Consider the following 23,390-nt stretch of genomic DNA (forward strand, 5'->3'; position numbering starts at 1 on the left):
AGCTCGATCGAGAGCGACGGTATGGGTGGCCCGAGTGGGGTGCTCATAGCCCGGGCTCGCTACCTCCCTACTGGAAGGTCAGCGTCCACACGTTGCTGCTGTACCACTCGAACGGGGAGCCCTGGTAGAGCTGGAAGGCCTGCAGTCCGAGCGAGACGCCCGAGACCGCCGGTGACGTCGTGAAGGGCAGGGTGTGACTCCCGGCGCCATCCGCGATGAACGGTACGGAGACGAGGGGGCTGGGGAGGATGCCGAGGATGGCCCAGGGCCCGAACGGGACCCCTAACCCGGTCGGGAGTCCACCGACGAGGTAGACGCCGAGGCTCCCGGCCTGGCCGTCGGCGAAGTAGAGGTTCGCGCCCGAGCCCGCGACGAGCGGCCAGTCCGAGCCCACGAACGGAGTGATCTGGGGCGAGGCGACCGAGCGGACGTTGTTCACGATGCCGGCCTGCGCCGAGTCGGCCGTGATGCCGGCGTTCAGCACGAACGGCACGCTGCTCCAATCGACCCAGCCGGTGGAGGCGCCGTAGGCGCCCTGGTTGCCGCCTCCGGAGAAGAAGGCGTCGATGCGCAGCTCGTAGGTGGTTGCCGTCTTCACGCTGAGTGAATCGGAGACCACGGTGAAGGGAATGCCGCCGCTCGGGGAGTAAGGCTGCGAACTCCAAACCGGGCCCAGACCGTTCGGATCGATGAACGTCGCGGTGATGCGCAGCTTCGCGCTGCTCGGATCGTTGCCCGAGAGCAGGTCGACCGCGGCGGTGAAGTCGAGCGCGACGGACGTCGGGTTGACCGCGCCCGGGCTCGCCGTGTCGGTGAAGACGACGTCGGTGAAGACGTAGCTCGCGATGCCCTGCCCGGTCGCTGAGACCGCGGGTTCCGCATAGCCCAACCCGTAGCCACTCAGCCGATCAGGGGCGCTCGTGGCCCCCGCTCTCTCCTCGTACTGCGTTTGGGCGCAGTTGAACGGGGAGAAGGGCAAGCCGTCGCAGGCTCCGCTGATGGAGGCGATGAACGGCGAGGTCATCGACCCTCCACTGACGAAGCCGCTTCCCGCGCCGATCTCCCAGGTGATCTCGGCTCGGTAGGGGGATTGCGCGTGGGCCGGGCTCGAGCCCAGTGTCAGGCCGGCCAAGGCGGCGAGGCAACCGAGGAGGGGGGTCATCTTCATGGTGAGGTTCTCTATAGATGTGGGGTTTGGTGGGGAGGCGTCGCCGAAAACGATTCCCGACCAGACACGTCCTCAGGAGTCCTCGTTGTCCGCGCAGTGAAGCCCTCACGCTCGCTGCGATTGGGTCTGGCCTGTGGGTGCAAGTCATTGACTGAAAAGGCCTTGAGGCTGCCTGCATAGGAAGGCGGAAAGTGGCCTCGCCTGGTGACGCGGTCGGCCCCTCGGCCTCGAACCCGTGGCGCGAGGGGGCTTGCGGAGCAGACTGTTTGCTGCGGCGGCGGGCCGCAGTCGGCGGCTTCGCCCGAGTCACGGACACGAATCGACTTCCCGACCGGAGGCGTGCCGGTCCTGCGCTACTGCGCATTCGCCACAGCACGATCGCGGCAGAGCTGCGGCTTCTCGTCCTCCGCCTCTGCATCCGGGGCTCCCGAGCGCGCGTAGCCAGCCTTCGAGCGTCGACCTCGGCGCGAGTTCCATCGCCACCGGGGACGAGGCTTCGCTCGCGCCTTCCGGCAGATCACCTCCGCTTCCGCAGAGGGGTCCCCGTCATGGAGCCCGTAGCTCCCTCAATCGAATCTGCGCGGGGTCCACAACACGCTGCAAGAAGAGGCCTTAGGATGTCTGGATCCGGTGCCCTCCCAGACCCATCCGGTGCTCGACCGACCGTGACTCTCCCGAATTCGACCAACGGCTACACGCGGACCGATTCGCAGCTCTACGAAGTGCTCGCGGCTCAGCTCAAGGGCCTAGCGAGCGCCAGCCTGCGCCGGCAGGCGCCGGGGCACACGCTGCAGACGACTGCGCTGGTGCACGACGTGTGGCTCCGGCTCTTGGGACCTGGCGGATCGGAGTCGGAGGGAGCGCCGCGCACCTTCGCCAGCCGCGAGCACTTCCTCGCGCTCGGTGCACGGGCGATGCGCAGCGTGCTCGTCGACCACGCGCGGCGGAAGGGCCGCGACAAGCGCGGGGGCGATCGCAAGCGCCTGCCCATCGAAGACGCGTACGAGATCTACGACGAGCGCTCCGTCGACCTCGTCGAGCTGGACGACGCGCTGCGCAGCCTCGCGGAGCGCGACGCACGCCAGGCGCGGGTCGTCGAGCTGCGCTTCTTCGGCGGGCTCACGATCCGCGACGTCGCGCGAGCACTGGAGATCTCCGAAGCGACCGTCGAGCGCGACTGGCGCATGGCGCGGATCTGGCTGCTGCGCGAGCTTGGCGAGAGCTGAACGCGGGGATCAGTCGGCGGTCCAGAAGCGCACCGTGCCTTCGCCGCCGCACGAGACCAGGGTGTCGCCGTCGGGCGTGAACCGCAGCGCGCCGACAGGGCCAGAGTGGCCGCGCAGCAGCACCAGCGTCTCGAGCCGCTGGCTCTCGAGAACGCGAATGTCGCCGTTCTGCTGCCCGACGAAGAGGCGCTGCTCCTGCGGATGAAACGCGAGCGAGCGGAGCTGCGCCGCGATCGGCACGCGACTCGGCGGTCCGTCCGTGTCGGGCTCCCAGATCGCCAGGAAACCCTCGGCCGAGCCGTCGCTACAGCCGGCTACGAGCCGACCGCTCCCGGGCTCGTACGCGAGCGCTGTCACGGCTCCGTGCTCGCGATCGCGGCAGGCCTCCCACTGTCCGAGATAGGCTCCCGACGGCAAGCTCCAGCGCAGTACCTGCCCCGACCGCGATGCAGCGAGCTCGCCCCCGTCAGGCCGCATGGCGACGACGCCCGACGTGCTCAGGGCTTGCCCCCCCTCGTCGACGAGCTCTGTCCGCCGGCCGCTGCGCAAGTCGACGAGCAGCGCGTCCGCGCCGAACACCGCCAGCAGCGGCGACGCCGGCACCGGCGCCACGGCGATCGCTCGGTCCGCATTCGTAGAGCGGGCGACGCGCGCCAACGCGGTTCCGTCTTCGACGCGACGCAGCTCGTAGGCGTCGCGCTCGAGAGACAGCGAGACGAGTCCGTCCACGCCCCAACCCAGCGTGGCGCGGTGCCCCACGGCACCCCCGGTCGACGGCGGCAGGTCGGACCACTCCAGCGGCTCGCCCGCGCTCGTCCAACGACGAATCCTCCCGTCCCCGCCGGTGATGGCGACCTCCGTTCCGTCCGGCGAAAGGACCAAGGCCTTCGAGTACTCACACGAAGATCGCGTGGGGACGTCCTCGTCCAACAGCGACCAGCACCGAACGCCGTCCGTGCCAGCCGTGACGAGTCGCCCACGCACCCCGTCGACAGCGACATGCTGCACCAGACCTGTGTGGCCGATGAGGCTCGTCACTTGCTTGCCGCTGTCGAGCATCCAGCGCAGAACCTGGCCGCCGTAGCCCACGCTGATCGCCTCGGTGTCCCCGGGTAGCACAGCCACGTCGCTCACGCCGCCCCGATGCAGCCGTTCGCGCACCAGCAGAGCGCCGCTGTCCGCGTCCCACACTCCCACGGTTCCGTCGAGCGAAGAGGTCGCGATCCGCTCGCCGTCCTGGGTCCAGTCGAGCCCCGTGACCCAGCGCTCGTGGCCGCGCAACGTTGCGAGATGCCGTCCGCTGGCGGCTTCCCAGACCTTGACGTCTCCGTCCCACGACGCGGAGGCCAAGCGATGCCCGGTCGGCGAGTAGCGCAGCGTGAGCTGACCGCGTCCGTGGGCCTGCCAGCGCGCGAGCTCTACGTTGCGCTCGAGGTCGTGAACCGCCACCGTCCCGTCGTAGCTGCCCCAAGCGAGGTGCGGCTCGGTGGGGGCGTAGACCACGTCCACACTCAGGGTGTCCGGCACTGCGATGGTCCCCACGACGCTGCGGCGCACTGGATCCACTAGCGAGACTTGGCCCTGGCCCCCAACCGCGAGCTCTCCGCCGTCCGGTCGCCAGGCGGCCCCGCCGGCGACGGACAGCTCGAGCGCTTCCTCGCGGCGTCCGGACTCGAGATCGATCCACTCCAGACGGTCGTGTGCGAGAGCGACGGCCAGGCGCGCGCCATCGGGGGACACCGCCACGCCGCTCGAGACCTCCGAGGTGACGATCCCCGTCCAACGGTGCAGACTGCGGTCCGCGCGCGTGCTGAGGTGGCGCCACTCCCAACCGCGGAGCTCCGGCGACGCGTCGCCAAGGGCCGCAGCCGCCACGCCCGCCGCGCTGCGCTGCAGCTCTCCCTCCGCCGCGACGAGCGACGCACGGTAGGCTGTCCGCGCCTCGGTCGCTCGCGCCCGGAGCGCATCGCGGTACAGCACGAGCGCCACCAGCAGGCCCGCGCCAAGCGCGAGGATCGTCGCCGCCGTGCCGGCCGTCAGCCCGCGATGGCGCTCCACGAAGCGACGCGCACGATAGACGCGGGACTCCGGCCGGGCGGCCACCGGTTCGCGCGCGAGGTGGCGCCGGAGGTCGTCGGCGAAGTCGCCCACGGTCGCGTAGCGCCGGTCAGGCTCCTTGCGCAGCGCCGCCAGCAGGATCCAGTCGAGGTCGCCGGTGAGACGAGCGCGCAGTGATCTTCGGTCGGGCAGGCCGCGCACCACCCACGGCGGCTCGTCGTGCCCGCTCGCCTCGATCACGGTGCTCGGGCGCGCGGGATCCTCCTCCAGCGTTGCTCGCTCGAGCGCGAACTGCGACGAGCCCTTCGCGGGACACGGCGCGTACCCAGTGAGCAGCTCGTACAGCAGCACCCCGAGCGAGTAGACATCCGCCGGGGCGCTCGTGGGCTCCCCGCGCACCTGCTCGGGGCTCGCATAGCGCGGCGTGTACAGTCGCTGGCCCGTACGGGTCACGCCGGGGCTCTCGAGCCCCTCGATCTGGCCCACCTCGCCGACGACCTTGGCAATCCCGAAGTCCACCAGGCGCGGCGAACCGTCCGCGCCGACCAGCACGTTGCCGGGCTTCAGGTCGCGGTGCAGCACGCCGCGCTCGTGTGCGTGCTGCACCGCGTCGCACACTCCCAGAAAGAGCCGGATTCTATCGTCGAGCGCCAGGCGCCTCCTGTCGCACCAAGTGTCGATGGGGTCGCCGTCGACGAACTCCAGCACCAGATAGCGCGTGCCATCTTCCGAGCGCCCCCCGTCGAGCAGCCGTGCAATGCCCGGATGCTCGAGCGCGGCCAGGATGCGCAGCTCGGCGTCGAAGCGCAGCTCGCGGTCGGCGAGCCCGAGGCTGATCTTGAGCAGCTTGACGGCCACGCGCATCGAGAACGCACCGTCCGCGCGCTCGCCGCGCCACACCACGCCCATGCCGCCCTCACCGACGCGCTCGATCAGCCGCCAAGGCCCCAGGCAGGTGCCCGGACTTGCGCTCTCGACGCTATCGAGCGCGCCCACCAGCACCTCCGCCGTGGGCGGAAGGAGCCGCTCCTGCGCATCGGCCCGGCGCTCCATCGCGATCAGCCGCAGCACTTCGTGCGCCTCATCGGGCCGAGCCTCCGCCCGCAAGAAGGCCGCACGCTCCGCCTCGGCCAGCCCGAGGCAGCGCTCGAGCAGCGGCTCGATGCGCGTCCAATCGGGGCGGGGGCGTGCTTCCATCGTCCCATCATCATGGGCGCGTTGCCTAAGGGCAACCAGCAGGCCTTTCGATGGCAGCGCGCGGCTTGGATCAGCCCCTTGCCCCTCGCTCGCAAGTCGTCGAGGGCGCGCGCGTCGCCGCATGGCGCGGGGGGCCTGCGGGATCTCGAGGAAGCGCCTGGGCCCGGCGAGGCGTCGGCTCCGGCGCGCTGCGATGGACGCGGAGGTCTCCAACGCTGCCAAGCTGCTCGAGGTCTCCGCTGCCGAGCCTCGATCAGACGAGCTGGAGGCCCGCACCGATGGGCGACTGACGCCGCAGTGGACCCACTCGGCCGTGGAGATCTGGAGCCAGGTGTGGCTCACGTCGCCGATGGGGCGCTGGACGCTGCGCAACACGCTGTTTCACTCTCGCGAGGCGCGGTGGAGGTGGGGCCGATCCCGGAGCTGCGTCGACCGCGCCGTCAAGAATGGCCACGGCGTCGGAGGAGTCGGCTGGCCCGAGGCAGAGCGATTCTCAAGTTGATTGTCGGGTCCACGGCCTCGGCCATTGGCTCCCGAGCCCATTCGAAACCTTGCGTCGGACGGGACGGCGTTGGCTGACAACGGGGAGCCGATGGTGGCGAGCGAGCCTTGGGCCGACCTGGTGCTCTGCGTCCTGGTCGTCGAGGCCTCCTGCCGTGCGCACGCTCATCCTGGAGGGGCATGCGGAGGCAGTTGCAAGCAGCCCAACTCGCGAGGGCTCGAGCGCTCGCGGGACCGGCGCGCCGCAGGTGCTGCGTCGCCAGCTCCTGTCCGCGGTGCCCGCCTCGGTCAGCGACCTGGACGCTGGTGGCCCCCTGGTGCGCGGGCGCTGTGCGTAAGACGGGGGAGCCCCGAGTGGCCCCTGGGAGGAGCGGGAGACGGGGGCGCCGACCTCCCCAGTCGGATTTCGGGGAATTCGACTGTTGCGGTTGCTGCGATTGAACGACACGCCTTCTCAGCCCCCTCAGTGAGGACGCATCATGGTCTCCAACGACACCCCTGAGCTGACCGCCCGCCCCCCTGACGAGGCTGGGATCAACCTGGCTCGCGAACTCACCCGGAGGCTCGCGCCGCCGTCGCGCCGGCAGCTGAGCACGTGGCTCGCGGAGGACGGCGAAGCCGAGGAGATCGCCCTGTCGCCCCACATCGTCGAGCTGCTCCTTCAGGTGCTGACCGAGACGGCGAAGGGCAATGCGGTCACGATCGTGCCGATCCACGCCGAGCTGACGACCCAGCAGTCCGCCGACCTACTTGGAGTCTCCCGGCCCTTCTTGATCGTACGTGTCCGGTGAGCCCATCTTGCGCGTCCGAAGGGAGACGGGAGGCTGCGCGGGATGAACCCCAACTCGAACTCCGTGCCCCGTTCAGTCCCGGCCGAGGAGGCACTCGCGCTGCTGAAGGAGCACTCCAGGTCCGATGTCAGCTTGGCCGCGTTCGCCCGCTCCAAGGGAGTGAAGCCCTGGAGCCTCTACAACGCTCGGGCGGCCGAACGTCGCCGGGCAATGCGTCCGCGACCGGAGCCCTTCTTCGAGTTTCGGCTCGAGGAGCCGGCCGCAACTAGGTACGCCGACGCAACCCTGATCGAGCTGGTGCTGCCCTCGGGCCTGACGCTGCGCCTGCGGCGTGACTTCGACGAGGTTGCGCTTCGTCGCCTGCTCGGCGTGCTCGGGTCATGCTGAGCTTTCCGCCCTCACCGCAGGTGCGGATCTTCGTGTGTCGCACGCCGGTGGACATGCGAAAGAGCTTTGACGGGCTCAGCGGAGCGGTGATCGACGTCGTGGATCAGGACCCGCAATCGGGGCACCTGTTCCTCTTCTTCAACAAGCGCCGCTCGATGATGAAGGCGCTGGTCTGGGAGGCTTCGGGGTACTGGGTGCTCTCGAAGCGACTCGAGGGTGGTCGCTTCCAGGTCTTCGACAGCGCAGAAGCGGTCTGGCCAACCGGAGCCACGGGCCAAGCTATGCTGGCGGGTGCCAGGAGGAGGGGCATCAGTAGCCAGATGAAGCGGAAACGCAGGACGCACAGCGCCGAGTTCAAGGCGCGAGTCGCGATGGAGGCACTCAAGGGCATCAAGCCGGTGCACCAGATCGCGGCCGAGAACGAGATCCACCCAGTCCAGGTGTCGCAGTGGAAGAAGGAGCTGGCCGAGCGGGTCGGCGAGATCTTCGAGCGCAAGAACGCTCGCTCGGACGAGGCGGTGGACGACAAGCGGCGAATCGCCGCGCTCGAGCGCAAGCTGGGCCAGGTAATCATCGAGCGGGACTGGCTCTCGGAAAGGTCCAAGGAGCTGGGGATCGACTGATGAGGAAGCAACTCATCGACCGAGGCCATTCCCAGCTCAGCATCCGCCGGCAGGCGGACTTGGTCTCGGTCAATCGGAACCGAATTGAGGTGAGCGAGCGTCGGCTGAGCGCGGACGACCTCATCCTGAGGCGGGCGATCGACGAGCTGCATCTCGAGTAACCCGTTTTCGGGTCGAGGCGGCTGGTCGTGATGCTCGAGCGGAGAGGGATCGTGGCGAGCCGTGACCGGGTGAGGCGAGCGATGCGCGAGATGGGGCTCCGGGCGACCTATCGCCGCCCGCGCACTTCGGTCAAATCGCCCGAGAACCGCGTCTACCCGTACTTGCTTCGAGATCTGGCGATCGAGCGTCCGAACCAGGTTTGGTGCTCGGACATCACCTACGTCCCCATGGCTCGGGGCTTCGTGTACCTCGTAGTGATCATGGACTGGCACAGCAGAGCTGTGCTGTCCTGGCGCATGTCGAACACGCTGGACACGGACTTCTGTGTCGAAGCGCTCGAGGCGGCTCGCGAAGCGGCGGGCAGCTGGCCCGAGATCATGAACACGGATCAGGGCTGCCAGTTCACCCGTTAGGACCGCCGCAGAAGCGTCGGCCGAGTATTCGGACAGTACGGTCTCAATGGCGCGACTGGGGCAGTTTGCCAAGGCCAGGTCCCCCTTGGTAGACGCCTTGGTTCCGCCAAAGGGCCCTGCGTCCGGGGTTGCCTGGTCGGCATCGAGGGAGGTCCAAAATTTTTCAAGCGATTCCGACTCAGCCATGGCGCCCATGCGTTAAAGGGGACGAGCAGTGAGATGGCCCATGGTGCATGTGCAGCAAGTGGTGGCCGGCGACGAGCGAGCTGTCTACCCGCCTCGGCGGGGCCGCTGACGCCAGCGCCGCGGCGTCGCCGGCAGGATCTGACGAAGATCTATGGGTATGACCGCCCGCCGAACTTGACGGCCTATCCAGTACAGCACTTCGAGCGACCTGTTCGATCTTGCTCTGCATCCCGTTGCTATCGGGCAGAGACCGCAGCTTCGGACCTCGGTTCCCGGCCCTTGACGATTTCATCCACAATTCCTCCTCGACCTCGCACCTGCAGATCGAAGGAGCCTCCGATGTCAGCTTCGACACCCCACGACGGCGGCCGCGCCGTAATAGCGCTCGCCTGTCTGCTCGCCCTCGCAGCTCTCTACGCTTGCGAAGGTGGGGGGAATTCTGTGAAGGCAACGGCGGCTCCGCCCTCCTCCACGACTGGCCCGACCCTCGACCAAACGGCTTCGCCAACCTCGGCCACGTCCGCGACTGTGAAGGGCGTCGCCTTGAAGATGGGCAGCACGATTCGGATCGAGAGCAGCCTCGCGCTTATGGAGGTCGCCGCCGCTGCGGACAAGTCCTTTGAAGTGGTCGTCGATCTACACGCCAACGCCGTTAACCACTTCGTGGTGACCGAGCTGTTCGCCGGCGGCGGCGTGAGCCCCGCGGTAGCCCTAGAGGTCGTGCAGGACGGGCAGCCACCCAAGCTGTTCATCGACTTCCCTGCCGACGGGGAGGTGCTCTCCGCGCCCAAGACCAACGTCAGCGGCCGGGTGAGTGACGTCCTGAGCGGCTTCCTCGGGCTCGACGTCTTCGTCAACGGTCAACCCGCCGCCGTGAACGTCGGCATCGGGACTAATGCGACCTTCGAGTTCCAGAAGCTCCCACTCGTCGCCGGGGCGCCGAACCAGATCGTCGTCCGGGCCGTGGACGCAGTGGGGAACGAGGTCGAGAAGGAGATCACGGTCCAGTACGAGGCCCCCTCAGGCAACCTGGTCGAGAAGCTCTCGGGCGACGACCAGAGTGGCTTGGTCGAGACGCTACTCGCGGAGCCGATCCGCGTGAAGGTTCGGCGGGCAAACGGTCTCCCGTTCGCCGGAAAGGTCATCTGCTTCGCCGTAACAAAGAGCGACGGACAGCTCACGCCCAACGGGAACGGTCCGGGGAAGACCGCATTGAGCGTCTTGAGTGATGCGTCGGGAATCGCGGAGGTCTACTGGCGCCTCGGCTCGGACGCCGGATGCGGCAACAACCGCCTGGCGGTGACGAGCAAGGACGTCAGCGGCACGGTCTACTTCTGCGCCTCCGCTCTCGCCGCGCCGCCCGACCAGGTCAACGTGGGCAGCGGCAGTGAGCAGGTGACTCAGGTCGGCGGTCCGGCTCCGGAAGTCTTGCGCGCGTGGGTCAGCGACGGCTGCAATGGCGTCGCTGACGTGCCGGTCACTTTCAAGGTGACTCAGGGCGGCGGATTGGTGTCCGGGGGAGGAATGTACAACCAGACCTTGGTTACGGTCACGACCGGGCCGACGGGACACGCGCAGGTGACTCTCATCGTGGGCCCAAAACCGGGCAACAACCGCGTGGCGGCGACAATCGAGGGCTCCTCCACGCCCGCGGTCTTCGGCGTCGTCGGCGTCGAGGGCGGCGCCGACGAGACCCGCTTCGAGGGCCAGGTCCTCGACAACTCCGGGCAGCCGATCCTCGGTGCTACGTGCATGCTCGAGTTCAGCGACGGGACCGAGGAGACCACGACGACAAGCGAGGAAGGCTGCTTCGAATTCACGGACCTCCAGTCCTCGGGCCTCGCCCACCTCCACATCGACGGCTCAACCGCGACCGAGGTCGGCGGCCCGACGGAAGGGGGGACCGTGCCGATCGACCCCGAGCTTCTTCGCTTCCCCGCGCTCGCGTACGAGCCGGTCGTCATCGCAGGAGCGGTCAATTCGCTCCCGCGTCCGATCCTCCTGCCTCGTCTCGACCCCGCAAATGACGTCGTCTACGACGGCCTCGCGGACGTTGAACTCGGCGTCGAGGGTATCGACGGCTTGAGGATGTTCGTCACCGCGGGATCGATGACGCTGGCGGACGGGACGGTGCCCGACGAGCTAGGCCCCGTCACCCTGTCTTTGAACCAGGTGCACTCGGACGACATCCCGATGCAGCCGGGCGACGGCGCCGCGCCGCCCTTCGCCTGGACGCTCCAACCCGCCGAGGCGCGGTTCGATCCGCCGGTGCGCGTGTCGTACCCGAACATCTCCGGCCTCGCGCCAGGCGCGGTCTCCTTCTTCCTCAGCTTCAACCACAGCACTGGCCGGTTCGACATCGTCGCCACAGGGTCGGTGAACGACGACGGTTCGTGCATCGAGACCGACCCCGGATCCGGCATCGAGGTCTCTGGTTGGGGCTGCAATTGTCCTCCGTACTCGGTCGCGGGGAGCGTGGTGGTCCCCAATGTCGAGATTTCGGGACCGGACACGGTCACGGCCGCCGCCGATGCGGAGTCCACCTTTACCGCCGCCGGCTTTCCCTCGCCGGGCACCTACGCCTGGACGGGCGGGGCGGCGGTCGGGTCGACGACGGGCGCATCCTACAAGACCAAGTTCCTGAGCTCGGGGACGGTGGCCGTGACGTACACGTGTCAGAGCGGCGCGACCGCGACCGACTCGGTCAAGGTCGATGTCGACACGCCGGTGAAGGTCAAGATCGACGATCCGGCTCCCAACCCGCTCTACACCTGTCCGTCGACCCAGGTCACCTTCAAGGCCACAGGGTCACCCGCGGGCGGCACGTGGTCGTGGTCCGGCGGCACGGCGGTCAGCGGAGCGTCGACAGCAAACTACACGGCGGAGTTCTCCAGCGCCGGCTCGGTGAAGGTCAAAGTGACCTACACGGGACCCGGCGGCACGTCAATGGACACTGCCGACCTAACCGTCGAGGTCGAGAGACCGACCAAGGTCGTCGCATTCACTCGCTCGCGTCACCCCAACCTCGCGAGCCCGAACGACCTCCAGTCTCTCTTCGACTCGGGGGCTGCGCTGGTCAAGGGCGACGACGACGGACCCGGGGACGGGGGATTCGACGACGACGTCTGCCTCGACCTGTCCTTCACGCTGACCGTGGCAGCGCAGGCGACCTTCCCGGACCAATCGGCCGGGACTTTTCCCCCTGCGGAGCAGTACGATTACACGCTGCCTATCTACAACGACATCCCCAACTCGACGGCGAAGTCGCAGCTCCTCGCCGCCACCTTCGCCAACCTGAAACAGGTCAACTCCGGCCAGAACGGACCGGGCAAGGTGTTTACCGCGTCGGCCAAGAAGCCCGGGAAGTCGATTGTTTTCACCCAGATCGCCGTGGCCGCCACGACGGTACACGAGTGGGGTCACAACGCCGGTCTCGGCCACCGTCCGGAGACCGACGACCAGAAGCCGGCAATCCTCTACTTCTCGAACGTCCCGGGTCGCAACGAGATCAACCGCGACGAGCGCAAGAAGATGGAGGCGTTCTGATGGCTGCCCTGACGGCTCCCCGAGGCGCCCTGCTCGCTGCCGGCGCTGCCGTCCTCATGGCGGGCGCCTACTACGTCGCGTTCAGCGCCGGAGCGGGAGAGCGGAGACATGCAGCGACCCGCGACGGAGGCTCGCTCGTCGACCTGCTCGTCCAGCACCGCGGCCCCGAGGCGTCGGAACGGGTCTGGGCGCTCGTCGATGAGGGCGGTGCCGATGCGCTGGAGGAACTCGAGGGGCTCCATGACCACGACTACGAAGGGCTCCCGCTCGACAACGAGCAGGAGGGGGTCCTGATCGAGGCGGTGCTCGGTCTCGGCGCCCTGGCGCAGGACTCCGACCTCGCATACGCGCGCGTCCAGGCGATGAGCGATCCCGAGTTCTGGGCGGCGCACTGCACCTGGACATCGGGGCGTCGCGACTACGCGCCCGACTTCTTCACGAGCTTCGGCATCCAGTCGCTCGGCGTCGCGGGCCGCCCCGACCTCGACGAGCAACTCGGACGCCTCCGCGCGCGCGACGCCAACTTCCTCCACCGCTTCGCAGGCGACGTCGTCCAGTCGAGCTTTTACGGCGACATGCGCCGCGAGCTCGGCGGCGAGTTCCTGAGCTGGCTGCGCGGCAGCTCGCACGAGCAGGATGAGGACTTCGAGGCTTGGACCGCAACGGAGAGCGGACGAAATTGGTTCGAGTGGGCCAACGCCTGCATGCGCGGCCCGCGCCCGCCTGCGAGTAGCGAGGAGGGCGGAGGGTGACCTCGGCCATGGACCGGCACACTCCCCTGGGAGAGGACGACATGCAGCAGGTACAGGGAATCCCGTGCTCCGAGGTCCGCGCGTTCGGCCGAGGAGGGCCGTTCGCGCTCCTGCTCGTGGGCGCGCTGCTCGGCGCTCCGGGCGGGCTCGAGGCGCAACAGCTCGACGAGACGTGGACCTTGACCGTGAACGGTCAAGCCGCGCAGGTGAACCCCGACGGGACGTTCGAGATTCCGAACGTCTCCGCCGCGGACGAGTACGGAGCGGGGGGGCCGGGGACAGCACCCGACTTCCTAAGCGACGAGTTCCTCCGCCTGACCGGCGTCAGCACCGTCAACGGAGTGGCGACGTACGTCTTCAGCGAGTTTTTCCAGATCGCGCAGAACCAGGCGTACGCCGTCTTCCCTCTGACGTTCACGGGTGACCCGCCCCCGTTGCCGGTCTCCCTCTCCATGGCGCTCGAGTCGAGCTCGCTCGCCGTGGACGAGGGCACCCGGGCTTTAGTCTACGCCGCGCTGGCCGACGGGAGTGTCGTCGACGTCTCCCTATCGACCGAATGGACCGCCTACAAGACCTCGAACCCGAATGTCGCGACGGTCGACTCCGACGGCAACGTGATGGGCATCGGCGGGGGCGAGGCGTTCATCACCGCGATCAACGGCGGGGCGACGGCTGTGCGCAAGCTCGTCGTCTCCCCGGCCGCGTCGCTGACGACCGTGGTCGGCTTCGTTGAGTACGAGGACGGCTCGCCGGCGGTGGGAGCGGAGGTCCGCGTCGCCGGGCAGCTCGCGATGGCCTCGGTTGGGTCGGACGGGGGCTTCCAGCTCGCGAACGTGATCGTCGACGGCGCGCCGATCTCGGTGATCGCAACGGTCTCGACGCCCGAGGGAACGTTCTCCGGCGCCTCCGGCGACCTCCAGGGGGTGCCCGGAGAGTTCACCGATGCCGGCATCATTACGGTCATCATGGCCGACTCGTCGGGCAGAGACTTCGCGTTCTGCTTCCCGCGGAACTTCATCGAAACGCCGACCTTGACCGTCTTCATCGCCGGAGACACGGCGACGACGGGGGAAGTGCGCGTCCCCGGGATCGGCTTCAAGGAGGCCTTCGCCGTGAGCCCCGGCAACGTTACCGCCGTGACCCTCCCGGCGACCGCTCAGAGCACCCAATCTGACGGAGTCGATGCCCGAGCGGTGCTGGTCAGCGCCGAGAACGACGTGTGCGTCTACGGGCTCAGCCGAATCGCGTTCACGACCGACGCGTTCGCCGCCTTGCCGGTCGACACCTTCGGTCAGCGCTACCGCATCGTCAGCCACGCCGCCTTGGGCTCCTCCCAGAACGCGACCGGCTTCGCCGTCGTTGCGACCGAGAATGCGACCACGGTGACGGTCACGCCGAAGACAGCAGTGGACGGACATCCCGGGAGCGTTCCGTACGACATTGAGCTAGACGCCGATCAGGTGTACCAGTTCCTCAGTGCGAGCGGCGACGCCACGGGTACGCTGGTCCAGTCTGACAAGCCGGTCGGCGTCCTCGGTGCTCACTCGTGCGCCCAGATACCGGTCGGCTTCAACTTTTGCGACCACCTGATCGAGATGCTCGCGCCTGTCTCGACCTGGGGCGACGAGGTGCTGACGGTCAACCTCGCCCAGCGACTGAACGGCGACTTCTTTCGCATCGTGGCGGACACCGACGGAACGACGGTCGAAGTCGCGGGGGTCGTGCCGGCGTCTTTCACGCTTGACGCTGGCGAATTCGCCGAACTAAACCTGGGCGGAACCAACCAGATCACCGCGAGTGCTCCGATCCTGGTCGCTCAGTACGCGACAGGCTCGACCTTCGGGGGCAACCCGGGGGATCCGTTCATGATGACACTCCCACCAGCGGACCAGTACCAGAACTCCTACGTCTTTAGCACCCCGGCGTCGGGGTTCAGCGTGAACTATGTGAACGTCGTTGCGCCGACGAGCGTGGCGGCCTCGGGCGGCGTGTTGCTCGACGGAACGCCGATCCAGGCCGGTCTGTTCGTCCCCATCGCGTCAACGCCATTCCAGGGGGCACAGGTTTCAATCGCGCTCGGCAGCCACGACATCGCGAGCGAGTTCCCGATTGGCATCTTCGTCTATGGCTTCAACAACGACGACTCCTACGGCTATCCGGGAGGGATGGCGCTGAACGTGAAGTAGCGCCGAGGATCGGCGTTGGTGCATAACTCAGCCCGCCCTGGGCCCCGTGAGGCCGTATTGTCCGAATACTCGGCCGGCCGCTGGTTGCCCCCTGGTGCGCGGGCGCGGGGCGCAGGTCGGGGGAGCCCCGAATGGCCCCTGGGAGGGGCGGTAGAGAGGCCGCGCCGACCTCCCCAGCCGGATTTCGGTGACTTCGACTGTTGCGGTTGCTTCGATTGGGCGATACGGTTCCTGAGCCCCTCAGTGAGCACGCATCATGGTCTCCAACGACACCCCTGAGCTGACAGCCCGCCCCCCTGACGAGGCGGAGATCAACCTGGCTCGCGACCTCACCCGAAGGCTCGCGCCGCCGTCGCGCCGGCAGCTGAGCATGCGGCTCGCGGAGGACGGTGAGGCCGAGGAGATCGCCCTGTCGTCCCACATCGTCGAGCTGCTCCTTCAGGTGCTGACCGAGACGGCGAAGGGCAATGCCGTCACGATCGTGCCGATCCACGCCGAGCTGACGACTCAGCAGTCCGCCGACCTTCTTGGCGTTTCCCGGCCCTTCTTGATCGGCCTGCTGGAGAAGGGAGAGATCGAGTTCCGGCGAGTGGGGACCCATCGCCGAGTGCGGTACCAGGACCTGGCCGCCTACGCCGAGCGCCAGCGGGCAGCGCGCAAAGCCGCCCTGGACGAGCTGTCTGCGATCGGGCAAGAGCTGCAGCTGGACGATTGATCCTTGTCCACTTTCACCGCCGTCTTCGACGCATGCGTTCTGCACCGAATGACGGTCACCGATCTGCTGATGCAGCTCGGGGCCACGGGGCTCTTCCGCGCGCGATGGACCGATGAGATCCACGAAGAGTGGATTCGGTCGCTGCTGAGGGTCAGGCCCGACCTGAGCCGAGAGGCGCTCGAGAGGCGGAGGCGGGCCATGGACCGAGCTGCCGACGGATGTCTGGTAGAGAAGTGGTCGAGTCTTCGGAGCCAGCTGAGGGCCGGGATTAGCTATGCCGAGGATGCCCGGAGGCTTGGGGACTTGGCTTGGGTTGTTGGGGTCGTGGGTGGTCGCGGTGCCGAGGGCCCGCGGAGGCCGTAGGCCGGAGCGGGCCCTCGGCACCGCGGGTGCTCGTTAGGCAGCGGGTGCCTTGGCCTGCGGCGCGTAGACATCCATCGGCGTTTGCCAGCCGAGGGATTGGTGAGGACGGTCGTGGTTGTAGTGGGTCAGCCACCGGTCGAGTCCGACTTCGAGCTCGGCCAAGTCCTGGTAGGCCCTGAGGTAGATGTCCTCGTACTTCAGGCTGCGCCAGAGGCGCTCGACCATCACGTTGTCGATCCAGCGTCCCTTGCCGTCCATGCTGATTCGGACACCGGACTCGCGAAGCACAGAGGTCCAGGCGTAGCTGGTGAACTGGCAGCCCTGATCCGTGTTCATGATCTCGGGCCAGCTGCCCGCCGCTTCGCGAGCCGCCTCGAGCGCTTCGACACAGAAGTCCGTGTCCAGCGTGTTCGACATGCGCCAGGACAGGACAGCTCTGCTGTGCCCGTCCATGATCACTACGAGGTACCCGAAGCCCCGAGCCATGGGGATGTAGGTGATGTCCGAGCACCAAACTTGGTTCGGACGCTCGATCGCCAAATCTCGAAGCAAGTACGGGTAGACGCGGTTCTCGGGCGATTTGACCGAAGTGCGCGGGCGGCGATAGGTCGCCCGGATGCCCATCTCGCGCATCGCTCGCCTCACCCGGTCACGGCTCGCCACGATCCCTCTCCGCTCGAGCATCACGACCAGCCGCCTCGACCCGAAAACGGGGTACTCGAGATGCAGCTCGTCGATCGCCCGCCTCAAAGTGAGGTCGTCCGCGCTCAGCCGACGCTCGCTCACTTCGATTCGGTTCCGATTGACCGAGACCAAGTCCGCCTGCCGGCGGATGCTGAGCTGGGAATGGCCTCGGTCGATGAGTTGCTTCCTCATCAGTCGATCCCCAGCTCCTTGGACTTTTCCGAGAGCCAGTCCCGCTCAATGATGACCTGGCCCAGCTTGCGCTCGAGCGCGGCGATTCGCCGCTTGTCGTCCACCGCCTCGTCCGAGCGAGCGTTCTTGCGCTCGAAGATCTCGCCGACCCGCTCGGCCAGCTCCTTCTTCCACTGCGACACCTGGACTGGGTGGATCTCGTTCTCGGCCGCGATCTGGTGCACCGGCTTGATGCCCTTGAGTGCCTCCATCGCGACTCGCGCCTTGAACTCGGCGCTGTGCGTCCTGCGTTTCCGCTTCATCTGGCTACTGATGCCCCTCCTCCTGGCACCCGCCAGCATAGCTTGGCCCGTGGCTCCGGTTGGCCAGACCGCTTCTCCAGTTGCCAAGGTGAATGACCCGCTCGCCGCCCGCTCTCGATGGATGCGTTCACTAACTGTTGCTGCCGTTGCCCCTGATTCGATGCCCCTGGATCGCGCATGCCCTGCCTCCGTCCCGCATCGTAGCGAGTGGGCTTCGCCTCGGGGTGCCCAGGATCCGGGCTGACAGGATGCGGCGCCAGGACAGGGGCCCGGCGACGATCCCGGCCTGCTGAGCCTGTGTCCGCTTCTTCCGCCCAAACTTCAGCGACGAGTGCGGGCGGATGAAGTTGTAGTAGCAGCGCAAGAGCTCGAGCTGCTCGCGCAGGCTGGCTTCGGACCGGCACATGGCCGTCGTCTTCCGCTGCAGGCAGGCGAGGGAGCGACGGATGGTCAGGTTCAGCCGCTCGACGTAGGACGTGTTGATCGTCTTCGAATCCTCCGACCGCCCCAGCGCCTCGTCGAGCATCCAATCCTGCCCGAGGACGAGCCTGCGTTCCGCTCGCACGACCCGCCCCTTTCGGTACCGCTTCTCCACCTGGGCGTGCACGCAAGTTGGGCCGAAGACGCGCGCGATCACCCGCTCGTTGTACTTGAAGGCATCCGTTGTCACGAGCGTGCGTCCGGCCTCCACGCGGCACCTCCACCGCGCCTCGCGAAAGTGCAGCAGCGTGTTGCGGACCTCGGGGATCGGGTCAAAAGCGGCCAGTTGTGATCGGGTCAAATGCGGCCAGTTGGAGCGACCGGGACGGGTGTCGGTTTAGCGGATTTCAGTCGTTCAAGGCAAGCACGGGTTGATCCGTTCTTGCGCAGGCCCGCTTCTGAGTGCGCCAGCTCTTGGGTCCACACTTCAGGACGTGCGCGTGGTGCAGCAGCCGATCGAGCAGTGCTGTGACAGCCGCGGTGTCTCCTAGGAGCTTGCCCCAGTCGTCGACAGGCCGGTTCGAGGTCAGGATGGTGCTGGTCCGCTCGTAGCGCCGGATGATGAGCTCGAGCAGATCCTCGGCCGCGGTATGCGGCAGCTTGCGCATGCCCAGGTCGTCGACGATGAGCAGTGGGACCTTCTCCATCTTGGCCAGGTACTCGCTGCGGGCGCTGTCGAGCGTCGCGTCGGCCATCTCCTCGATCAGGACGTGGGCCTCGCGGTAGGCGACGGCCCAGCCTTGCAGGATCGCAGCCTGCCCGATCGCCTGGGCGAGATGACTCTTGCCGGTGCCGGGGGGGCCCAGGAAGAGAGCGTCCTCAGCCTTCGAGACGAAGCGAGCGGTCGCGAGATCGAAGACCAGCCGGCGATTCATCTCCTTGTTGAAGTCGAAGTCGAAGTCGTCGAGCCTTCGATCCGCATCTCGGAAGCGGGCGTACTTGATGCGGCGCTCGATCAGTCGATCCCCTCGCCGCTCGAGCTCGTCCGAGACGAGTTGGGAGAGGAAGTCGATCGGAGGCATGCGCTCGGTCTGGGCTTCGAGCAGTCGTGTCTCCAGGGTGTTGGCCATGCCCGAGAGCCGCAGCTTCCTCAGGGCCTTGTCGATCTCGATCCTGTTCATTGGGTTCCGGTTTCGGTTCTAGAGTCGATCAGGTCGCGGTACAGCGAGAGTTCGCGGATCAGCGGATCCACCTGCCGCAGCGAGAGCGGCGCCGGTGGCTTGCGGTCGATCCACTTCTTGACGAAGCGGTAGTTGGGAGCGCCGACCTCGAGGGCGACGGCGCACGCCTTCTCGATCGGTGCGTCGCCGTACTTCTTTACGAGGGACAGCACGCCCTGGATCTGGCGCACGCCGCCTTCCTCGCGCCTCTTGTGGATCTCCTCGCACAGCGCGCCCACGGATGCACCCGCGCCGCGAGACCTGGCAAGCAGTTGCAGCGTCGTGACAGGCGTCTTAGCCGGACGATCCGACGGATGGACCGAGCGCCATCCTCGACGCTTCTTGCGATGCTCGCGCAGGAGCTCGCCGGTCCCGAGGTCGAGCAGACGCACCCAGCTACAGCTCCACTGCACCGCGACCTGGCGACCGATCCAGCCGGGCGGCGCTCCGTAGTAGGCGGCATCGACTTCCACGCAGCCGTCCAGGTGGACCGTGCGTGTGCCGTACTGGTAGTAGCCGAAGGGCTCGACTGGCAGCGCTTGCAGCGTCGGCTGCTCCTCGGCAAACATCGCGGCGACCTGACGCTTGGTCGTGCCGTGGATGCGCGTGTCGGCCCAGCGTTCCGTCCAGCGATCGAGATGAGCCTGAGCTATCTCCAAGCTCTCGAAGCGCATCCCCTTGAGCGCCGTGTCCTGGGCGTAGCCGACTGAGCGCTCGACCTTGCCCTTGCGATCGGGATGCCGCACGCGCGCAGGCAGCGCGACGACGCCGTAGTGCGCGAGCATGTCGCGGTACAGCGGGTTCAGATCGGGGTCGTACACGTCGGGTTTCAGCACGCCTTCCTTCAGGTTGTCGAGCACGACCGTCCTCGTCGTGCCGCCGAGACGGCGGAAGGCGTCTTCGTGCAGCTCGCACCACGTCTGCGAGCTCGACTTGAAGCACAAGAGCCACACCGCCTTGCGGCTGCACCCGAGCGTCAGCGCGAAGAGCCGTGTCCGGCGGTACTTGCCCGTCTCGGGGTGACGCACCATCGGGCCCGTGCCGTAGTCCACCTGTGCTTCCTCGCCCGCCGCGGTCACGATCGTGGGGTGGGCTTCGCGAGCGACGCTGCCCCGCAGCTTGTGCACGAAGCGCCGTACGCTCTGGTAGCCGGCCTCGAAGCCGTGCTCGTCCACCAGCTCCTGCCAGATCGACTTCGCATTACGGCCCCTCGCCACAGCCGCTTCGATCTGCTCGCGGAAGGCCTCGCACCGGCTCGCCATCGGACTCCAGCCTGGAGCCGGCGCCCGCTCGAGGTCGGTGGTCACCTGACTGGCCGCTCTTGGATCCGGCCCGGGGTCGGTGATCGGGTAACTGGCCGCATTTGAATCGGCCTCGGAGTCGGTGGTCGGGCAACCGGCCGCATTTGAATCGGCCTCCAGGCGCCGCTGACGCCGCCCCCGGACTTCGATCCCGGCCGCCTTCAGATGACGGCTCACCGTCTCACGACGCACCCCCGTCGCATCCTCGATGCGCCTCATCGACCAGCCCAGCCGGCCCAGTGCTCGGATCTGCTCTTGCTTCTCGTGCTTCAAGACGTTGCCCATCCGGCACGAAGAGCACACGCCCTCCTGCCGCGTCAACGTCCCGGGATCACCCCTTCAACTGGCCGCTTTTGACCCGATCACTACTGGCCGGTTTTGGGTGATCCCCAAGGCTGGAGGGAGCGGCTGCTCAAAAAGCGGGGGCAGGTGGGGTGAGGGCTGGCGGGGTGGTCGTGGAACGCCTCGTACTGGCCCGGTAGCCTTGTCATCTACAGGAAGGCTGATGGAGTCGATGACTGGCAAGTGGCGGGGTAGTGACCAACAGCGAACCGATGATCCATTGTTGAAGATCATCGATCGTCACGAGAAAATGCTGGGCATGTTAAAGAAGTTCACCATCGCTGCTGCGGCTCTGCTGCTGTCGGCATGTTCGACCGTGACTGCCTCGTATGAGCCGCCCACGCCGTCTACGGACCCAGGGGACTGGTCGAGGGTGATCGACCTTCCTATGGATCCTGTGTGGGAGGCGCTTGTGGACCACGTTTCTGGGACCTACTTCGCGATTGACAACTTTGAGAAGGCGTCGGGGCTCATGACGCTGTCGTTTGGGGCGTCGAACGTCGGTGATTTCGTCGATGGCGGGACGTGGGACTTTAAGCAGACGCAGGGGCAAGTTGGGGCTACGGGTGAGGTACGTCAGCGGCTGGTCTTCAACGGCAACTATGCAGAGTTTCTCGAGCTGTACCGGAGTGGCGATCTGTCCGGGCGGATGAACCTCTTCGTTCGGGAGGTCGGAGAGGCGACGACTGAAGTGAAGGTTCGCGCTAGGTACGTCGTGGAGTCCTTAGGCGAGTCGGGCGGAAGCGTCATACGCAGCTCGTGGGCATTTGATACTGGCGGTTCAGATACTCTCGCCATTGCGAATCCAACTCGCGGCGCTGGGCCAACGCGAACGATGTGTCCGACGCATCTTGCTGAGCGTTCGATCCTTAATGCGGTTGAGGCGCTCGCGGCGGACGGCTGAAGCACCATGATCCACTTTCGCCTTCCGCACCCATCGACTTTGTTCGTCCAGCGTCTATGCAGCTTCACCCTCTGCGCCTGCGTCCTCGGCTGCATTTCAGTTCGGGGGCCACAGTTCGATCTGGAGGACGCTAAGCGCGTCGAGCTCGGCATGACAAAGGCCGAGGTGGTCGAGATCCTCGGCAGCGAGCCCTCCGACACAGCAATCGATGCAACAGGCGAACTCTGGATGTGGATCCGCGTCGTTGTGACGCCTACGTCGTCAAGCGCGAAGAGCTTCAGCGTCAAGTTCCAGGGCGATCGCGTTGTTTTCATCAACCGCTAACCGTCCCCCACCCTTGGTGCATGGAGTTCGAAGTCGACCTAGATGTGCTTCGTCGAACGGCGGAATGTCACCATCCTGCGCGCAATTGTGTCCCTCCGGCGGAAGGCCGCGGCAATGTGGCGATCCAAGGAGAGACAGCGCAGGCTCCTGCACCGCTACTACAACTTCATCCGCCCGCACTCGTCGCTGAAGTTTGGGCGAAAGAAGAGGACGCCGGCTCAGCAGGCCGGGCTCGTCGCCGGGCCCCTGTCCTGGCGCCGCATCCTGTCAGCCCGGATCCTGGGCACCCCGAGAAGGAGCCCGCTCGCTACGATGCGGGACGGAGGCAGGGCATGCGCAATCCAGGGGCATCGAATCAGGGGCAAGGGCAGCAACAGTTAGTGAACGCATCCATCGAGAGCGGGCGGCGGGCGGGTCATTCACCAGTTGACGAGAAACAATGTTGAGTGAGCACGAGCAGCCCCCGTACCTCTACCGCTTCCTCGATCTCTCGACCGGATTCGAGGGGTGGTTGTCGGAGCTGCTGCTTGCGCGTGTCTGGCGTCTTCGGCCGCTAGCATGGCTGAACGACGCGTACGAGGGCCAGTTCACGGTCGAACAGCCGACCATCGACGATGGGCGGAGGTTCATTGAGCGCCATCTTGATCCAGATGCTAGCGAGCTCGAGGTCACGGATGAGATGGCGATGACGGCGGCCGGGGCTCTTGATCAGGGTCGCAACCAGCTCGTTGCTTCGCTCCGGAAACACGCAATGACTGGCGTCGCGAGCATGTCGTTGTCCGAGAGCCATGGCTCGGCAGTTCTCTGGTCGCTGTATGCAGGCGGGCACTCCGGGATCGCGATCCGCGTCCGAACTGGCGTCCCGTCTGGTCTCTTTGAGACCATCTCGCAAGTCCAGTACTCCTCCGCTCCTCCTCGTCTGGAGTCCGATGTCTTGGTTCGGGACAGGGACTCGGCTTGGTGGCAACAGACGATCTACCGCGCATTCACTACGAAGTCCGCCGAGTGGAGCTACGAGAGGGAATGGAGAGTCCTCTTCTCCGACGAAAGCGAAGGTCGGCGTGACGCAGACATCTGGAAATGCTCGGGCGAGGGTGAGATCAGCTCGATCCTCATCGGTGTACGCGCACAGCCAGCGATCGCGCGCCAGGTCTATAAGCTCGCTCAAGAGGCTCCGGATCAACCAGATGTTCAGGTCGTTGTTCAGGGCGTGGATGACTACGCTCTCTCGACTGTGCGAGTCGAGAATCATGCGACGCTTGACGCGCTTCTCGGCAGCGCGCGAGACTCGCCCGACAGCCTCCAGAAGTCCTGAGGTACCCTCCGAGTCCGGGTCAACCTTGTGGTGCTCAAGAAACTCGTGCCAGCTAGCCCCAACGGTCGCAAGTCTCGCTACCGGCCTGAGCACGATGTGATCACGCCGTAGG

At 66.9% G+C, this 23,390-nt stretch carries 19 protein-coding genes and 1 pseudogene; 14 read left to right on the plus strand and 6 right to left on the minus strand.

The window, feature by feature from the left end:
• Positions 1 to 67: 67 nt before the first annotated feature.
• Positions 68 to 1,168 (minus strand): hypothetical protein, encoded by a 1,101-nt coding sequence (locus Pla133_RS06205; RefSeq protein WP_145063567.1) that lies wholly within the window; start codon positions 1,166 to 1,168, stop codon positions 68 to 70.
• Between the two features lie 665 nt (positions 1,169 to 1,833).
• On the opposite strand from Pla133_RS06205, the gene Pla133_RS06210 reads away from it, so the two are divergent.
• Positions 1,834 to 2,394, plus strand: coding sequence for an ECF-type sigma factor (locus Pla133_RS06210; RefSeq protein ID WP_419192181.1), 561 nt, complete (start codon positions 1,834 to 1,836; stop codon positions 2,392 to 2,394).
• Between the two features lie 9 nt (positions 2,395 to 2,403).
• On the opposite strand, the gene Pla133_RS06215 is transcribed toward Pla133_RS06210, so the two are convergent.
• Complete coding sequence (locus Pla133_RS06215; protein WP_419192182.1) at positions 2,404 to 5,649, minus strand: protein kinase domain-containing protein; 3,246 nt, start codon at positions 5,647 to 5,649, stop codon at positions 2,404 to 2,406.
• A gap of 656 nt (positions 5,650 to 6,305) precedes the next feature.
• Here Pla133_RS06215 and Pla133_RS06220 point away from each other — a divergent pair.
• The 10 genes and pseudogenes from Pla133_RS06220 (at position 6,306) to Pla133_RS06260 (ending at position 15,911) form a co-directional block, all read left to right on the plus strand.
• Positions 6,306 to 6,488, plus strand: coding sequence for a hypothetical protein (locus tag Pla133_RS06220; protein WP_145063570.1), 183 nt, complete (start codon positions 6,306 to 6,308; stop codon positions 6,486 to 6,488).
• A 141-nt stretch (positions 6,489 to 6,629) separates the two neighbouring features.
• Positions 6,630 to 6,941: a hypothetical protein gene (locus Pla133_RS26010; RefSeq protein WP_419192183.1), complete on the plus strand. Its 312-nt coding sequence runs from the start codon at positions 6,630 to 6,632 to the stop codon at positions 6,939 to 6,941.
• 63 nt (positions 6,942 to 7,004) lie between these two features.
• Positions 7,005 to 7,328 (plus strand): hypothetical protein, encoded by a 324-nt coding sequence (locus Pla133_RS06230; protein ID WP_145063571.1) that lies wholly within the window; start codon positions 7,005 to 7,007, stop codon positions 7,326 to 7,328.
• Positions 7,322 to 7,951, plus strand: coding sequence for an IS66 family insertion sequence element accessory protein TnpB (gene tnpB / locus Pla133_RS06235; protein ID WP_145063572.1), 630 nt, complete (start codon positions 7,322 to 7,324; stop codon positions 7,949 to 7,951). The genes Pla133_RS06230 and tnpB overlap by 7 nt, the downstream gene beginning before the upstream one ends.
• Positions 7,952 to 8,127: 176 nt before the next feature.
• Positions 8,128 to 8,223, plus strand: a pseudogene (locus Pla133_RS26015) (IS3 family transposase); the annotation flags it as partial.
• Positions 8,203 to 8,526: a transposase gene (locus Pla133_RS06240; protein WP_419192475.1), complete on the plus strand. Its 324-nt coding sequence runs from the start codon at positions 8,203 to 8,205 to the stop codon at positions 8,524 to 8,526. The pseudogene Pla133_RS26015 and the gene Pla133_RS06240, both read left to right, overlap by 21 nt.
• 729 nt (positions 8,527 to 9,255) lie before the next feature.
• The gene (locus tag Pla133_RS06245; protein WP_145063573.1) at positions 9,256 to 12,258 is read left to right on the plus strand and encodes a hypothetical protein; all 3,003 of its coding nucleotides are present in this window, start codon (positions 9,256 to 9,258) and stop codon (positions 12,256 to 12,258) included.
• Positions 12,258 to 13,010 carry a hypothetical protein gene (locus tag Pla133_RS06250; RefSeq protein WP_145063574.1) on the plus strand — a complete coding sequence of 251 codons (753 nt, stop codon included), beginning with the start codon at positions 12,258 to 12,260 and terminating at the stop codon, positions 13,008 to 13,010. Before Pla133_RS06245 ends, Pla133_RS06250 begins: the two co-directional genes overlap by 1 nt.
• Before the next feature lie 41 nt (positions 13,011 to 13,051).
• Entirely contained in the window at positions 13,052 to 15,196 is a 2,145-nt protein-coding gene (locus Pla133_RS26020; protein ID WP_419192184.1) for an IgGFc-binding protein, read from the plus strand.
• 256 nt (positions 15,197 to 15,452) lie between these two features.
• Positions 15,453 to 15,911, plus strand: a complete 459-nt coding sequence (locus Pla133_RS06260) for a helix-turn-helix domain-containing protein (RefSeq protein ID WP_145063575.1) — start codon at positions 15,453 to 15,455, stop codon at positions 15,909 to 15,911.
• A gap of 396 nt (positions 15,912 to 16,307) precedes the next feature.
• Here Pla133_RS06260 and Pla133_RS06265 read toward each other — a convergent pair.
• The 4 genes from Pla133_RS06265 to istA form a co-directional block, all read right to left on the minus strand.
• Positions 16,308 to 17,452 (minus strand): IS3 family transposase gene (locus Pla133_RS06265; RefSeq protein WP_419192185.1). Its coding sequence is split into 2 segments (ribosomal slippage): positions 16,308 to 17,179 and positions 17,179 to 17,452, totalling 1,146 coding nucleotides; the frame shifts between segments, so codons are not numbered across the junction.
• Positions 17,453 to 17,582: 130 nt separating this feature from the next.
• Positions 17,583 to 18,233, minus strand: a complete 651-nt coding sequence (locus tag Pla133_RS06275; RefSeq protein WP_145063578.1) for an integrase core domain-containing protein — start codon at positions 18,231 to 18,233, stop codon at positions 17,583 to 17,585.
• A 46-nt stretch (positions 18,234 to 18,279) separates the two neighbouring features.
• The gene (gene istB, locus Pla133_RS06280; RefSeq protein ID WP_145063580.1) at positions 18,280 to 19,053 is read right to left on the minus strand and encodes an IS21-like element helper ATPase IstB; all 774 of its coding nucleotides are present in this window, start codon (positions 19,051 to 19,053) and stop codon (positions 18,280 to 18,282) included.
• Complete coding sequence (gene istA / locus Pla133_RS06285) at positions 19,050 to 20,678, minus strand: IS21 family transposase (protein WP_145063582.1); 1,629 nt, start codon at positions 20,676 to 20,678, stop codon at positions 19,050 to 19,052. Before istA ends, istB begins: the two co-directional genes overlap by 4 nt.
• Positions 20,679 to 20,958: 280 nt before the next feature.
• Here istA and Pla133_RS06290 point away from each other — a divergent pair, with 280 nt between their 5' ends.
• The 3 genes from Pla133_RS06290 to Pla133_RS06300 all read left to right on the plus strand — a co-directional run bounded on the left by Pla133_RS06290 (position 20,959) and on the right by Pla133_RS06300 (position 23,278).
• Entirely contained in the window at positions 20,959 to 21,639 is a 681-nt protein-coding gene (locus Pla133_RS06290) for a hypothetical protein (protein WP_145063584.1), read from the plus strand.
• A gap of 6 nt (positions 21,640 to 21,645) precedes the next feature.
• Entirely contained in the window at positions 21,646 to 21,963 is a 318-nt protein-coding gene (locus tag Pla133_RS06295) for a hypothetical protein (protein WP_145063586.1), read from the plus strand.
• Positions 21,964 to 22,402: 439 nt separating this feature from the next.
• Positions 22,403 to 23,278, plus strand: coding sequence for a DUF2971 domain-containing protein (locus Pla133_RS06300; protein ID WP_145063588.1), 876 nt, complete (start codon positions 22,403 to 22,405; stop codon positions 23,276 to 23,278).
• Positions 23,279 to 23,390: the final 112 nt, after the last annotated feature.

It is taken from the genome of Engelhardtia mirabilis (genome assembly GCF_007748095.1).
In the GTDB taxonomy this organism is placed as follows: domain Bacteria; phylum Planctomycetota; class UBA1135; order UBA1135.